This window comes from Tsukamurella sp. DT100, from assembly GCF_049844855.1.
Classification (GTDB): Bacteria; Actinomycetota; Actinomycetes; order Mycobacteriales; family Mycobacteriaceae; genus Tsukamurella.
On sequence record NZ_JBNCLV010000002.1, the window covers coordinates 635,495 to 649,604 of the forward strand.

12 protein-coding genes are annotated in these 14,110 nt (G+C 71.7%); 8 read left to right on the forward strand and 4 right to left on the reverse strand.

Translation table 11 applies throughout. From position 1 onward, the window contains the following. Positions 1-27 precede the first annotated feature (27 nt). From ACLQ3K_RS06775 to ACLQ3K_RS06800, 6 genes are all read left to right on the forward strand, one after another. Entirely contained in the window at positions 28-1,269 is a 1,242-nt protein-coding gene (locus tag ACLQ3K_RS06775) for an acyl-CoA dehydrogenase family protein (RefSeq protein WP_224648858.1), read from the forward strand. 155 nt (positions 1,270-1,424) lie between these two features. Beyond that, positions 1,425-2,588 (forward strand): sensor histidine kinase, encoded by a 1,164-nt coding sequence (locus tag ACLQ3K_RS06780; protein ID WP_425998025.1) that lies wholly within the window; start codon positions 1,425-1,427, stop codon positions 2,586-2,588. Between the two features lie 45 nt (positions 2,589-2,633). Continuing rightward, the gene (locus ACLQ3K_RS06785) at positions 2,634-3,290 is read left to right on the forward strand and encodes a response regulator (protein WP_224648863.1); all 657 of its coding nucleotides are present in this window, start codon (positions 2,634-2,636) and stop codon (positions 3,288-3,290) included. A 140-nt stretch (positions 3,291-3,430) separates the two neighbouring features. Then, a complete protein-coding gene (locus tag ACLQ3K_RS06790) occupies positions 3,431-6,979 on the forward strand; it encodes a tRNA-guanine transglycosylase (protein WP_425998027.1) in 3,549 nt (1,182 codons plus the stop codon). 558 nt (positions 6,980-7,537) lie between these two features. Further along, positions 7,538-7,861: a transglycosylase family protein gene (locus ACLQ3K_RS06795; RefSeq protein WP_224647952.1), complete on the forward strand. Its 324-nt coding sequence runs from the start codon at positions 7,538-7,540 to the stop codon at positions 7,859-7,861. 156 nt (positions 7,862-8,017) lie between these two features. Further along, positions 8,018-9,253: an MFS transporter gene (locus ACLQ3K_RS06800; RefSeq protein WP_425998030.1), complete on the forward strand. Its 1,236-nt coding sequence runs from the start codon at positions 8,018-8,020 to the stop codon at positions 9,251-9,253. Here the strand turns inward: ACLQ3K_RS06800 and ACLQ3K_RS06805 are convergent. Beyond that, entirely contained in the window at positions 9,216-9,695 is a 480-nt protein-coding gene (locus ACLQ3K_RS06805; RefSeq protein ID WP_224647950.1) for a GNAT family N-acetyltransferase, read from the reverse strand. The two genes, ACLQ3K_RS06800 and ACLQ3K_RS06805, sit on opposite strands and share 38 nt — an antisense overlap. 85 nt (positions 9,696-9,780) lie before the next feature. Further along, positions 9,781-10,734: a sulfite exporter TauE/SafE family protein gene (locus tag ACLQ3K_RS06810; protein ID WP_224647949.1), complete on the reverse strand. Its 954-nt coding sequence runs from the start codon at positions 10,732-10,734 to the stop codon at positions 9,781-9,783. A gap of 161 nt (positions 10,735-10,895) precedes the next feature. On the opposite strand from ACLQ3K_RS06810, the gene ACLQ3K_RS06815 reads away from it, so the two are divergent. After that, a complete protein-coding gene (locus ACLQ3K_RS06815) occupies positions 10,896-11,282 on the forward strand; it encodes a DUF3060 domain-containing protein (protein WP_425998033.1) in 387 nt (128 codons plus the stop codon). Positions 11,283-11,304: 22 nt separating this feature from the next. Here ACLQ3K_RS06815 and ACLQ3K_RS06820 read toward each other — a convergent pair whose 3' ends face one another. After that, a complete protein-coding gene (locus ACLQ3K_RS06820; protein WP_425998035.1) occupies positions 11,305-12,555 on the reverse strand; it encodes an adenylate/guanylate cyclase domain-containing protein in 1,251 nt (416 codons plus the stop codon). A gap of 95 nt (positions 12,556-12,650) precedes the next feature. On the opposite strand from ACLQ3K_RS06820, the gene ACLQ3K_RS06825 reads away from it, so the two are divergent. Continuing rightward, positions 12,651-13,544, forward strand: coding sequence for an LLM class flavin-dependent oxidoreductase (locus ACLQ3K_RS06825; RefSeq protein ID WP_425998037.1), 894 nt, complete (start codon positions 12,651-12,653; stop codon positions 13,542-13,544). Here ACLQ3K_RS06825 and ACLQ3K_RS06830 read toward each other — a convergent pair whose 3' ends face one another. After that, entirely contained in the window at positions 13,545-14,090 is a 546-nt protein-coding gene (locus tag ACLQ3K_RS06830) for a sugar O-acetyltransferase (protein WP_425998150.1), read from the reverse strand. Positions 14,091-14,110: the final 20 nt, after the last annotated feature.

A 14,110-nucleotide genomic window follows, 5' to 3' on the forward strand; every position in this document is an offset into this window, starting at 1 on the left:
GACTTCAGAGCAGAAGAAAGAACCCTCATGGCAATCAATCTGGAACTCCCCAAGAAGCTGAAGGCGTCGGCCGAGATGTCGCACCAGGGTGCGGCCGAGATCTTCCGCCCCATCTCGCGCAAGTACGACCTCGCCGAGCACGAGTACCCCAAGGAACTCGACACCATCGCGGCCCTCTACGACGGGCTCGCGGACGCGGGCCAGGCCCCGTCGGCCGCCACGGGCGACCGCAAGAAGGGCGAGGGCGAGGAGAAGCCCAAGCCCAAGCCGGCCGATGTCACCGCGGGCAGCCGCAACGGCGGCACCATGGAGTCGATCATCAACGCGATCGAGATGTGCTGGGGCGACGCGGGCCTCATGCTCGCCTTCCCCTACCAGGGCCTCGGTAACGCCGCGATCGCCGCCGTCGCGACCGACGAGCAGCTCGAGCGCTTCGGCAAGGTGTGGGCGTCCATGGCGATCACCGAGCCGTCGTTCGGCTCGGACTCGGCCGCCGTCACCGCGACCGCGACCCGCGACGGCGACGAGTGGGTCCTCAACGGCACCAAGATCTTCGTGACCTCGGGCTCGCGCGCCGACCACATCGTGGTGTGGGCGACCGTGGACAAGAGCGCCGGCCGCGCCGCGATCAAGTCCTTCGTGGTGCCCCGCGAGCACCCGGGCGTCACCGTTGCCCGGCTCGAGCACAAGCTCGGCATCCGCGCCTCGGACACCGCGGAGATCCGCTTCGAGGACTGCCGCATCCCCTTCGAGAACATCCTCGGCAGCCCCGAGGTGAACGTCGAGAAGGGCTTCGCCGGGGTCATGCAGACCTTCGACAACACCCGTCCTCTGGTGGCCGCCATGGCCATCGGCGTCGCACGGGCGTCGCTGGAGGAGCTGCGCACCGTGCTCGAGAACGCGGGCATCGTCATCGACTACGACGCGCCGGTGAACACCCTGCCGCACGCCGCGGCCGAGTTCATCCGCCTCGAGTCCGACTGGGAAGCCGCCTACCAGCTGACGCTGAAGTCGGGCTGGATGGCCGACAACAAGCTCCCGAACTCGATGAACGCATCGATGGCGAAGGCCAAGGCGGGCCGGGTGGGCTCGGACGTCACGCTCAAGGCCGTGGAACTGGCCGGTGCGCTGGGCTACTCGGAGCGCACGCTGCTCGAGAAGTGGGCCCGCGACTCGAAGATCCTCGACATCTTCGAGGGCACGCAGCAGATCCAGCAGCTGATCATCGCGCGCCGTCACCTGGACCTCACGAGCTCGCAGCTCAAGTAAGCCAGGGGAGGTACGACGGGGCGTCGGCGCGGTGGACCGCGGCGGCGCCCCGTTCGCGTGCGCGGCCCGACCGCGACGAAAGTCGTAGGCGCGCGAGCCCGCGCCGCGACCTTCGGCGGCTCCCCGCCGCTGCGCCTCGCCAGTACCGTGGACGCATGGATTCGAGCGTCGACGGGCCGCGGTGGCAGCGGTGGTGGACCGCCCCGCGCCTGCGCGACGGCGCGTGCGTCCTGCTCTCGGTCCTCCTCGCGGTCGCCACCGCAGCGGTGGAGTGGCGCGGCGGGTCCACCGCCTACGGCAACCTCGCGCTCGTGGTCGGCCTCGCCGGTTCGCCGCTCCTGTGGTGGCGCCGCCGGTGGCCGCTCGAAGTCACCGTGATCGGCGGGATCCTCACCGCGGCCGTCGGATTCCCCGGCGTGGCCCTCCTCGGCCTGTTCACCCTCGCCGTGCGGCGGCGCGACCGCGTCCTGGTGATCGCGACCGCCTTCGTCGCCGCCTGCCTCGCCGTGCCACGCCCGTGGTCGAGCGTTCCGTGGCAGCTCGGCGACACCCTCACCAGCGTGGCGCTCGCCGCGGCCTTCGCGCTCTGGGGCTCGTACGTCGGCGCGCGCCGGGACCTCATCGAGTCGCTGCGCGAGCGCGCCGTGCGGGCCGAGGCCGAACGCGAGCTGCGCGCCGTCCAGGCCCGCACCGCCGAGCGCTCGCGCATCGCGCGGGAGATGCACGACGTCCTGGCGCACCGGGTCTCGCTCATCGCGCTGCAGGCCGGCGCGCTCGAGGTCAACGCCGGCGCGGCGTCCGGCACCGTCGAACGGGCGGCGGCGGAGATCCGCACCACGGCGCACGAGACCCTCGAGGACCTGCGGGGCGTGCTCGGCGTGCTGCGCGGGTCCGACGCCGAGCCGCTCGCGCCGCAGCCGGATCTCGCCGACCTCGCCCGCCTGGTCGAGGAGTCCCGGGTGGGCGGCGCCACCGTCGAGCTGCTGATCGACGAGGCCGCCGCGGCGCCGCACGCCGTGCCGGAGGCCCTGGGCCGCACCGCCTACCGCATCGTCCAGGAGAGCCTGACGAACGTGCGCAAGCACGCCGGCCCGGCGGCCGTCCGGGTCGCGGTGCGGCTGCACGCGCATCGGCTCTCCATCGAGGTCGTCAACGACCGCCCGCACTCGCCCGCGTCTCCCCTGCCCGGCTCGGGCTCCGGCCTGATCGGCCTGGCCGAGCGGGTGCAGCTCGCCGGCGGCGAGATCACCTCCGCCGCCACCGCTGCCGGCGGGTGGCGCGTCTACGCCGAGCTGCCCGTCCCCGTCGAGCGGGCCTGACCCGCCGCGGGCCGTGGCAGGATGGTCACGACCCCAGGAGGACCCGTGACCCGCATCGTCATCATCGACGACGACCCGCTGGTGCGGTCCGGCCTGCGCATGATCATCGAATCCGCCGAGGACCTGACGATCGTCGGCGAGGGCGGCGACGGCGCCGAGGCCGTGGACCTGGTCCGCGAATGCCGTCCCGACGTGGTGCTCATGGACATCCGCATGCCGTCCGTCGACGGTCTCGCCGCCACCGCGCTGGTGCGCGCGGAGCCCGAGCCGCCGCAGGTCATCGTGCTCACCACGTTCGACCTCGACGACTACGTGCTGCGCGCCCTGCAGGCGGGCGCCGCCGGCTTCATGCTCAAGGACACCCCGCCGCGCCAGCTGCTCGACGGCGTCCGCGTGGTCGCCTCGGGCGAGGCGATGCTCTCCCCCAGCGTGACCCGCAAGCTCATCGCCCGCTTCGCCGACGATCCGCGCGAGGACCGCCGCCGCGTCGCGCTCGCCCGGGTCGCGGTGCTCACGGACCGCGAGCACGAGGTCTTCCTCGGTATCGCCGGGGGCGGATCCAATGCCCAGATCGGCCGGGAGCTGTTCATGAGCGAGGCCACGGTGAAGACCCACGTCTCGCGGCTGCTGGACAAGCTCGACGTGGCCAATCGGGTGCAGCTCGCGATCCTCGCGCACGACGCCGGTCTCACGCCCCGCTAGGCCGACGGTGCCACCCGTACGACTTTCGTAGGGGGTCGCCGGCGCCCCGGTCCGACCATCGTCTACGAAGTGGACATCGGTCGTCCACAAGGGCTTTCGAGGCCTACCGTGCGTCGCTCCCGGTGGCCACACTGGATGGCATGGCATCATTCCTCTACAAGGTCGGACGGTTCTGCTACCGGAAATGGTGGCTCGTCCTCGTGCTCTGGATCGTCGCCTTCCTCGCGATCGGGGCCGCGGGATCGTCGCTGTCCAAGCCCTTCAAGGACGACTTCAACCTCCCCGGCAGCCGCGCCGTCGAGGCGCAGAACGTGTTGCAGGAGAAGTTCCCCGAGACCGCGAAGACGCAGGCGCCCACCGCCACCGTCGTGCTGCAGTCGACCAACGGGCAGCGGCTGGACCAGGGCGGCAACGCCACGGCCGTGAACGCCGTGGTCGACAAGCTGCGCCAGGTGCCGCAACTCACCGCCGCCGACAAGGCCGCCGTCATCAACCCCACCGTGGGGGCGGCCGCCGCCGAGAACCTCAGCAGCGACGGCCGGACCGCGCAGATCCACTTCTCCTTCGGCGACGTCAAGGAGGTCTCGGAGGAGTCGATCGAGGCCGTGGCGGCGGCGAAGAAGGCGGGCACCGACGCGGGCCTGAAGGTCGAGAGCGCCGGCTCCGCCAACGAGACCGAGGCCGAACCGCCGGCGGAGATGATCGGCATCGTGGTGGCGGTGATCGTCATGATCATCACCTTCGCGGCACTGCTCGCGGCACTGATGCCGCTGGGGGCGGCGCTGATCGGCATCGGGCTCTCGACGTCGATCATCGCGATCGGCACCTCCTTCCTCACGCTCGGCACCTCCACGACCGGCCTGTCGATGATGATCGGGCTCGCGGTGGGCATCGACTACTCGCTGTTCGTGATCTCGCGGTACCGCCAGGAGTTGATGACCACGTCGGACCGGTCGCACGCCGCGGGCCTCGCGGTCGGCACCGCGGGCAGCGCCGTGGTCTTCGCCGGTGCCACGGTGATCATCGCGCTGTGCGGGCTGTCGATCACGGGTATGTCGTTCCTGTCCCAGATGGGCCTCGGTGCCGCGGTCACCGTCGCGCTCGCCGTCCTCGTGGCGCTGACGGTGCTCCCCGCCCTCCTGGGCATGTTCAAGTCGACCGTGTTCAAGCCTCGGCTGCCGCTGCTCTGGACGCCCGAGCAGACCGAGCGCCGCCCGATGGGTCAACGCATCGGCGACCTCCTCACCCGCAAGCCGCTCCCCTTCCTCGTGGGTGCCGTCGCGATCCTCGCGCTCGCGGCAATCCCCATCGGGAAGATCGAGCTCGGCCTGGACTTCGCCGCGCCGTCGGACAAGGCGGCGGTGCAGATGCAGAGCGACGCTTTCGGCGCCGGCAAGTCGTCGCCGCTCGTCGCCGTCGTCGACACCCAGGGCAAGGGGGACCTGAAGGCGGCGACGCAGCGGTTCGCCGAGCAGGCCCGCACGCTGCCGGGAATCGCCCACGACGGCGTGATCGGCCCCGTGCCCAACGCGACCGGCGACGCGGCGCAGTTCATCATCGTCCCGGAGTCGGGGCCGTCTACGAAGCAGACCGCGACCCTGCTCGACGAGCTGCGGGACCGCGCGGAGACCGTGGGCGGCGCCACGTCGACCTACATCGGCATCGGCGGCGCCGCGGCGATCAACGCCGACTTCTCCGAGACGCTCACCTCGAAGCTGCCGCTGTACCTGATCGTGGTCGTGGGTCTGGCGATCCTGCTGCTGATGATCGTCTTCCGCTCGGTGATCATCCCCGTGATCGCGTCGCTGGGCTTCCTGCTCTCCATCGCCGCCACCTTCGGCGTCACCGTCGGCGTCTTCCAGGAGGGCTGGTTGGGCTGGATCGCGCCCGAGGAGCGCGGCCCGATCCTGGTGTTCATGCCGATCTTCCTCATCGGCATCGTCTTCGGGCTCGCGATGGACTACCAGGTGTTCCTGGTGAGCCGGATGCGGGAGGAGCACCATCACGGAGCGCCGGCTCTGGAGGCGATCCGGATCGGCTACCGGTCGGGGGCCCGCGTCGTGACCGCGGCCGCGATCATCATGATCTCCGTCTTCGCCGGATTCACGCTCTCCTCCATGACCTTCCTGAAGCTGATGGGCTTCTCGATGGCGGCGGCCATCGTCTTCGACGCCTTCCTCGTGCGGATGATCATCATGCCCACGGCGATGGCGGTGCTCGGCGAGCGCGCGTGGTGGATCCCGCGCTGGCTCGACAAGGCGCTCCCCCGCATCGACGTGGAGGGCGACGGGTTGCGGGCGATGGACGCCGGCGCGGACGCGGACACCGCACCCGTGCAGCAGAACCCGGCGATCGCGGCCGCCGCGCCGACGGTGGCTTCGACTCGCGTTCCGGCACCGCACCCGATCGCGGCGCCGGCGGTCACCCCGACGCTGATTCCCGCAAGGACTCCCGCCGGTGCGGGAGGCGGGGCGGGAGGCGGGGCGCCGCAGGCCCCGCGGAGCACGGCCGAACTGGCGGAGCTGCGCGCGAGCAATCGCGCGCTGGCGGCGGAGCTCTCCGAGCTGCGTTCGGACTACCGATCGCTCTCCGCGCACGCCCGGCTGCAGGCCGAATCCGTGACCGACCCTGTGCGTTTCGAGGTCACGGGCGGATCGGACGCCGCGCGCTCGGGGACGCTGCACACGGCCCACCGGGCGATCGCGACGCCGGCCTTCGTGGCATCCGCGCCGCTCGCCGCGATCCCGGGCGTGGATCCCGCGTCGGCCGCGCGGCTCGGCGCGAGCGGTGTCACCGTCGACGGGGCCCGGTTGGGACTCCACCCCGGCGCCGAGACCATCGAGGAGGCCGGCGGCCTCGCCGCCTTCGCGGGGTGGGATCTGCCACTGTTCGTGGACGTCTCGGCCCCGTCCTCCGATCCGGCCGCTGCCGTCACTGCGGCGTACCGGCTGGGCGGCGACGTCGTCTTCGCACCTGCGGCGGCGAGCGGCGCCCGGCGCGCTCTCGCCGAGCACAACTGGCTCACTGCGCTGCGACGGGGCGAGATGTCGCTGTGGGCCACTGTTCCCCTGCGCCTCGCCCACGACCGGGCCGCGTTGCGCGATCTGCTCGCCCGCCACGAGGAGGACGTCCGTTCCGGCGGACTGGGATTCGGCGGCGTCCGGGTCGTCGGCGCCGCGACCGATCCGAAGGCCGGCGATGCGCTCGTCCTGCTCACCGCGGCGCTGGACGCGGACCTTCCGCGGTACCTCGCCGCGGTCCGCGGACCCGAGGAACTGCTGCATGCGATCGGCGCGGGCGTCGATCTCATCGAATCCCCGGCGCCGCAGGACCTCGCGACCCGCGGAATCGCGCTGACGGCGGACGGTCCCGTCGCGGTGTCCACGCGGCCCTTCCGCGACGACGTGCGTCCGCTCGACGCCGCCCCCGAACGGGACGGGGCGGCACCGTCTCCGAACCGCGCGTACGTGCACCACCTCTACCGCACCGACGCACCGTCGGCGGTGCAGGCGGTGACCCGGCACAACCTGCGGTTCCTCACCGCGCTCACCGCCGGGGCCCGGCGCGCGATCGACGAGGGACGGTTCCCCGCGTACCGCGACGCCTTCCTGCAGCGCTTCGGCGGCGGAGCCACCAGTAGCGGGCGGGTGGACGACCACGACGGCGACGTCGTGGCGACCGCGCACTAGCGACGGAGAAGAGCGCTGCCGGACGGCGGCGGTGACGGCGGAAAGGCCGGCACCGCCGCCGTTCGTCGTCGGTCGAGGCGCGATCACGTACACCGTTCCGTAACCTCGTGCTCCGTGACGGGAGCCACATTCCCCTTGTGATTGCCATCACTTTTCGCAGGTCATTGCCTATGCAAGCTATTGCTAGCGATCTCCGGGGTGACCTGGTCTTACGGTCCTCACAGCCGATCGTGACCGAAGCGTTATCAAATCGCGACCGTCCCGCGGCGGGGATGACACCGCGTCGATAGGCCCCTAGTGTTCATCTCGACCCGCTCAGCGGGAACACAATTGAATCCACGAACCACCGCGTATGTGTGGGCCCGCCGCCGAAACGAGAGCATCTTCCTCGGGCGCCGGACCGCTTCCAGCGTGACGCACCACGTCGCCGAAGCCGGTTGAGCGATCGTCCTCAGCCCACCGCCGTGCCCGACAGAGAAGGCACGGTCCATGTCTTTCCCCGACACCTCCGCCCCAATCGGGCTGTGTCCTGGCATGCGCACCGGCGAAAGGAACACCTTGAAGAACATCCGCAAGACCCTGGGCATGATGGCCGTCACCGGCGCGATCGTCGCCGCTCCCGTTGCCTTCGGCACCGGTGCTGCGAACGCCGACAGCGTGAACTGGGACGCCATCGCGGCCTGCGAGTCGGGTGGCAACTGGAACACCAACACCGGCAACGGCTACTACGGCGGCCTGCAGTTCAGCCCGTCGACCTGGTCCGCCAACGGTGGCTCGGGCCTGCCGCACAACGCCTCGCGTGCCGAGCAGATCCGCGTCGCGGAGAACGTTCTGGCCTCGCAGGGCATCGGCGCGTGGCCGAGCTGCGGCGGCCGCGGCTAAGTCGCACCCGCTGTACAGAGACTGACGCCTGTGGCGGTCGATTCCTCGTGAATCGGCCGCCACAGGCGTTTTCGCGTCGCACCCCAGAGGACCGCCTCGTCCCGCCCGCTGAGACCTGGTCGCCCCGCTTCCGGCGCGAACTGCCAGAATCGCGGGGTGCGACTGCGCGTGCTCCTCCTGCTGACGGGGCTGTACTTCGCCCAGGGGCTCCCGTTCGGCTTCTTCACGCAGGCGATCCCCGTCCTGCTCCGCGAGGCGGGCCTGTCCCTCACCGCGATCAGCCTCACCTCGTTCCTCTACCTCCCCTGGGGATTGAAGTTCCTCTGGGCGCCCGCCGTCGACCGGATCGGCACGCGCCGGCGGTGGCTCCTCGCCACGCAGCTCGGCTCCGCCGGCGTCGCCTTCGCCCTGGCCGCCACCGACCTCACCGGGTCCCTGCGGTGGCTGTTCGTCGCCATCGCCGCCATCAACCTGCTCTCCGCCACCCAGGACGTCGCCACCGACGGCCTCGCGGTGCGGCTCCTCGGCCCCCGCGACCGCGGCCTCGGCAACGGCATCCAGACGGGCGCCTACCGGCTCGGCATGATCGCCGGCGGCGGCGGGCTGCTGTGGATCTACGCGGAGAGCGGCTGGCGCGTCCTGTTGCTCACCCTGGGCGGGCTGATCCTGCTGTGCACGGTCCCCGTCGTCCTGCTGGCGCGGGACGAGCCCGCCGACGGTGCGCCCCGCCCCGTCGAGCACGTCCGCCGCGACGGCCTGGGCACGGCGTGGTGGCACCGCCTGCGCCGGCCCGGGGTGATCCCGTTGATCGGGCTCCTGGCCTCCTACAAGTTCGGCAATGCCATGGCGTCGTCCGTCTCCGGCCCGTTCCTGCACGACGCGGGCCTGGGCCTGCGGGAGATCGCGCTGGTGAGCGGCGCCCTGAGCTCCGCGGGCGCCCTCGCCGGATCGGCCGTGGGCGGCTGGCTCGCCTTCCGGCACGGGCGGCGCACGGCATTGCTGTTCGGCGGAGTCAGCCAGAGCCTGGCGGTGGGGCTGTACGTGATCGCGGCGCTCGGGATCGGCGGCGGCATGGTGATCGCGGCAACGCTGCTCGAGCACGTCTTCGGCGGCGCCGCGTTGGTCGCATTGTTCACGCTGATGATGGACGCGTGCGAGCGCGACGACGCGGGCGCCGATTACACGCTGCTCGCGAGCGCCGTGGTCGCGGCGCAGGGGATCGCCGGATTCGCCGGCGGCGCCGTGGGCGATGCGCTCGGCTACCCGGCCGTGTTCACCATCGGCATGGTGCTCTCGGGCATCGGCTGCGCCGTGCTCGTGCGCGGCCTCGACCGGGGCGTCGGGCCCGCCACCATCACGACGTGGCGGCGGGGCCCGGTTCCCACACCATGAGCTCGTCCGCCGCGCGGAAACCGGTGCGGCGGTACAGCGGTATCGACTCCTCGCTCGGCGAGAGCACCAGTCGCCGGTAGCCGCGGTCGTGGGCGGCGCGCTGCACCGCCTCGATCAACGCCCGGCCGTGCCCCTCGCCCCGCGCCGCGGGCAGGACGAAGAGATGCCCCAGGTACCCCCAGGCCGATGGGGCCGCGCCCGGCACCGGCATCCGCCGGTACTCGTGGAGCGTCACCATGCCGGCGGCCGCGCCACCGCCGCCCGGAATGGACTCCCCCGCCAGGAACACGGTGCGCTCGTCGCGGATCCACCACGCCCGCACCTGTTCCACGAACGCGTCGTCCTGGGGATCGGTGGTGGCGCCGGAGGTCCGGGCCCACGCGTAGCGCAGCGTCGCCACCAGGCCGGCGTCGCGCTGCGGGTCCGCGATCCAGACGTCCATGCCTCCAGCCTACGGACGGAAAGACGAAGCAGCGCGGTGGATCGTGCCCGCCGAGGGGCACGATCCACCGCGCTGGGTGCGGTGATCAGGCCGGGACCGGCTCCTTCGGATCCTCGGTCGCGGCGGCGTTGCGGGCCGCGAGATCGCTGATGGAATCGGCGGACTCGAGGACGGCGTCGCGGCGGTACTGCACGAAGGAGTACGCGAACGCGGCGATCCAGCCGGCGACGATGAGGATGTACACCACGCGCTGCGTCCCCGGATCGAGCGCGAGGCCGCTCTTGCCGACGAGGGTCCGGGCGTTGGTGAGGATGATCAGGCCGCCCACCGAGGCGCCGAGGAGCCGCGGCGGGAAGTGGCGCACCAGCCAGGCGGCGAAGGGAGCCGCGATGACGCCGCCCAGCAGGATGGCGCCGGCGTAGGCGAAGTTCACGCCCTCGCCGCCGAGGTTGGCGAGGAAGCCGAGCGACGCGGCGAGTGCGATGAGGAACTCGCTGGTGTCGATGGTGCCGACCACCTTGCGGGGCTCCATGCGGCCCGAGGCCAGCAGCGCCGGCGTGCCGACGGGGCCCCAGCCGCCGCCACCGGTGGCGTCGACGAAGCCGCCGAACAGGCCGAGCGGGGCGAGGAAGCGCGACTTCAGCGGCTTGCCCAGGTTCTTGGTGTCGATGCCACGGAAGGTGAAGCGCAGCAGCACGTACAGGCCGAGCAGCAGCAGGATGGTGGACATCAGCGGCTTCGCGACCTCGGTGGAGAGGTTGGAGAGCACCGTCGCGCCGATGAACGCGCCGATCGCGCCGGGGATGCCGATGCGGCGCACGACCTTCCAGTCGACGTTGCCGAAGCGCCAGTGCGAGGCGCCCGAGACGGCGCTGGTACCGATCTCGGCGAGGTGGATCGTCGCGCTGATGGCGGCGGGCGAGAGCGTCGTGAGCGCGACCAGGAAGGTCGTCGCCGTCACGCCGAAGGCCATCCCGAGGCTGCCGTCGACGAGCTGCCCGAGCAGTCCGACGAAGGCGACGATGACGAGGGTGGGCATGCTGGTCTCCTGCGGCTGAGGCGGACGAGGGGACTCGTCCGGATATGACAGGCCACTCTGCCGATCGCGTCACAGGATCGGAACCGTCCCGATCAGCGTGATCCGAAACCGGTACTGTCCGATTCGCCCCGATCGCACGTTTGCAGAAGGACGGACTCGACATGCGCACGCTCCTCGCCCGTTCCACCGCCGCGGCCGCCGCCGTACTCGCAGCCTCGGTCCTCGCACCGACGGCCGCCGCCCGGATCGACCTCTCCGGTCACGACCAGGTACGGACGCTGGCCTGCAACGACGATGTCAAGCTCATCGGCTCCGACAACGCGATCGTCTTCACCTCCGCCTGCAAGCGCGTCGAGGTCAACGGTCACGACAACACGCTGACGCTGCGCGACGTCACCTCGCTGCAGGTGATCGGTAGTAACAACTCGATCGTCCTCGCCGGCGCGTCCTCGATCGACGTGAGCGGCCACGACAACACGATCACCTGCGGCGCGGGCAAGAAGCCCACCGTGAAGTCGATCGGCAGCGACAACTCCTACCGCTGCTGACCCCTCCCTCCCGGTGACGCGGTCACGCCGGCGGCTCGGTCACGCCGCGCGTTCGCCGAGGAGGAACCAGGTCCGCTGGTCCGGCTTGCCCTTGACGGCGATGAGACCCCCGCTCCTCGAAGGCGAAGGCCCGTCCGAGCCGGTCGTGGACGGACGACGTCACCTGGATGCGGCCGACGACCCCCGTCGACTCCATCCGGGACGCGACGTTGACGGCATCGCCCCACACGTCGAAGAAGAACTTCTTCGACCCGACGATGCCGGCGACCACGGGACCGTCCGCGAGGCCGATCCGGAGCGGCGTCGCGCGGCCGTCGGCGTTCGTCACGCCGGCCGCGGCGCCCTGGAGCGCCACCGCGAACCGCGCCAGCTCCTCGAGGTGGTCGGCGCGCGGTTCGGGGACGCCGCTCACCACCATGTAGGAGTCCCCGGTGGTCTTGATCTTCTCTAGCCCGTGGCGCTCCACCAGCGCGTCGAGGGTGGTGTAGAGCCGGTCGAGGTACCGGACGACGTCCGCGGGCGCGGTGCGACTGGACATCTCGGTGAACCCGGCGATGTCCGCGAACAGGACCGAGGCGTCGTCGTAGGAGTCCGCGACCTCGGCGTGGCCGGGCTCCTTGAGGCGCTCCGTGACCGACCGCGGCAGGATGTTGTTCAGCAGCGCCTCGGACCGCCGGAACTCCTCCTCGAGCGCGGCGTCCGCGCGCTCGATCTGGAACAGCCCGGCCCCGACGATCGCCACCGCCAGGGACGCCGCGGCGACCACGTTGACGACGAAGCCCATGGTGGCGAACCAGTGCGGCATCAGGCCGGTGTCCTCGGGCACGGTGAAGTGCAGGTAGATCATCGCCGCGAGACAGACGACGACCACCGCGGTGGCGGCGACGATCCGGCGCACGCCCACGATCATCGGCACGCCGACCGCCATGACCAGGTAGTAGTACAGCAGCCCCACGCCCTCGCCGAGGAGGACGCACAGGCTCCACAGCGTGACCGTCGCGACGGCGAAGAACGCCGTCGGCGCCACCAGAGTCCCGAACCGCCCCAGCAACGGGACCAGCGCCAGCGCGGCCCCGGAGACGACGTTGACGACCATCACCTGGTGCGGGCCGCCGAAGACCAGGCCGATCACCGCGAAGCCGACGCTCACCGCCGCCGAGGCGTAGGCCGCGAGCGAGACGAGGCGCAGCCGGCGGCGGTCCGCCTCCGGGATCGTCCCCTCGGCGTAGGCGCTCGCGGCGCACCACGCCCGGAAGTCTGCGCTGGTCGGCACAGGCCGAGCGTAGCCAGGCCCGGGCGCCGCCGATGCCGATCCGGGCGGATGCCCGTACCGCTGCCGGGCCCCGCGACGGGGCCTAGGCTGGCGGCATGGACTACCTGCGTCCCGTCGCATTCGGCCTGTTCGTCACCCCGTCCGCCGCGGCGCTCGACAACTGCTTCGCCCTCGCCGAGCTCGCGGACGGGAAGGTCGAGTTCCTGGGTGTGCAGGACCACCCCTACCAGCAGGCCTTCGTCGACACCTTCACGCTGATCGGCGCGCTGCTCCATCGCACCGAGGAGGTGCGCGTCTTCCCCGACGTCGCCAACCTGCCGCTCCGGCCGCCCGCCGTGATGGCGCAGGCCGCGGCGACCCTCGACCTGCTGTCCGAGGGCCGGTTCGAGCTGGGCCTCGGCGCGGGCGCCTTCTGGCCCGCAATCGCCGCGATGGGCGGCCCCGAGCGCAGCCCCGGCGAGGCCGCCGGCGCGCTCAGGGAGGCCGTCGAGGTGATCCGCCTGATGTGGTCGGGCGAGCGGTCCGTGCGCTTCCACGGCGAGCACTACCGCATCGACGGGGTGCATCCCGGCCCGCGCCCCGCGCACGACATCGGGGTGTGGCTGGGCGTCGGCGGGCCGAAACTGCTGCGCTTCCTCGGCGGCCACGCGGACGGGTGGGCACCGTCGAACTCCTTCTTCCCGCCCGCGACCCTGCCCGAGCGGCACGCCGCCATCGACGACGGTGCCCGCGCCGCCGGCCGCGATCCCGCGTCGATCCGGCGCGTCTACAACATCTTCGGGTCGATCGACGACCAGCCGTCGGACGAGGCCTTCCACGGCACCGTCGAGCAGTGGACCGAGCAGCTGACCGGTCTCGCCGTGGACACGGGCATGGACACCTTCGTCTTCGGCGCGGAGGACGACGACTACGAGCAGTGCCGCCGATTCGTCGACGAGGTCGCACCGCGCGTGCGGCAGCGCGTCGCCGAGGTGCGCGCGAGCGGGTAGCTACTCGGCGGGGAGCGACCGCACGACGCGGCAGGGATTACCGACGGCGGCGACGTGGTCGGGGACGCCGCGCGTCACCACGCTGCCGGCGCCGATCACTGCGTTGCGGCCGACGGTGACGCCGGGGCACACGATGACGCCGCCGCCGAACCAGACGTTGTCGCCGATCGTGATGGGCTCCGCGGTCTCCCAGCGCGCCCGCCGCGCGGCGTGGTCCTCCACGGGGTGCAGTGCGGTGAGCAGCTGCACGCGCGGCCCGATCGAGCAGTCCTCGCCGATCGTGATCGGCGCGCAGTCCATGAGGATCGCGTCGTAGTTGAGGAAGCTGTTGGCGCCGATCGTGATGTGCGCCCCGTAGTCGCACTGGAACCGCGGCATGACCCAGGAACCCTCGCCGATGCCTCCCAGGAGCTCCTGGAGGATCTGAGAGCGCAGTGCGTCGTCGTCCGCGGCGGTGGCGTTGAACCGGTCGAGCCGCCGGCCGCAGGACTTCCGCATCGCGACGAGCACCGGATCGTTGTCGCGGTAGCGCTCGCCGGCGAGCATCCGCTGGAGTTCCGTGGCCA

What these genes read in the sequence shown, in the direction of transcription:
- ACLQ3K_RS06775 (WP_224648858.1), top strand. Translation starts at nt 28, where the DNA reads ATGGCAATCAATCTGGAACTCCCCAAGAAGCTGAAGGCGTCGGCCGAG.
- ACLQ3K_RS06780 (WP_425998025.1), top strand. Translation starts at nt 1,425, where the DNA reads ATGGATTCGAGCGTCGACGGGCCGCGGTGGCAGCGGTGGTGGACCGCC.
- ACLQ3K_RS06790 (WP_425998027.1), top strand. Translation starts at nt 3,431, where the DNA reads ATGGCATCATTCCTCTACAAGGTCGGACGGTTCTGCTACCGGAAATGG.
- ACLQ3K_RS06805 (WP_224647950.1), bottom strand. Translation starts at nt 9,695, where the DNA reads ATGGACGTCTGGATCGCGGACCCGCAGCGCGACGCCGGCCTGGTGGCG.
- ACLQ3K_RS06810 (WP_224647949.1), bottom strand. Translation starts at nt 10,734, where the DNA reads ATGCCCACCCTCGTCATCGTCGCCTTCGTCGGACTGCTCGGGCAGCTC.
- ACLQ3K_RS06815 (WP_425998033.1), top strand. Translation starts at nt 10,896, where the DNA reads ATGCGCACGCTCCTCGCCCGTTCCACCGCCGCGGCCGCCGCCGTACTC.
- ACLQ3K_RS06825 (WP_425998037.1), top strand. Translation starts at nt 12,651, where the DNA reads ATGGACTACCTGCGTCCCGTCGCATTCGGCCTGTTCGTCACCCCGTCC.
- ACLQ3K_RS06830 (WP_425998150.1), bottom strand. Translation starts at nt 14,090, where the DNA reads ATGCTCGCCGGCGAGCGCTACCGCGACAACGATCCGGTGCTCGTCGCG.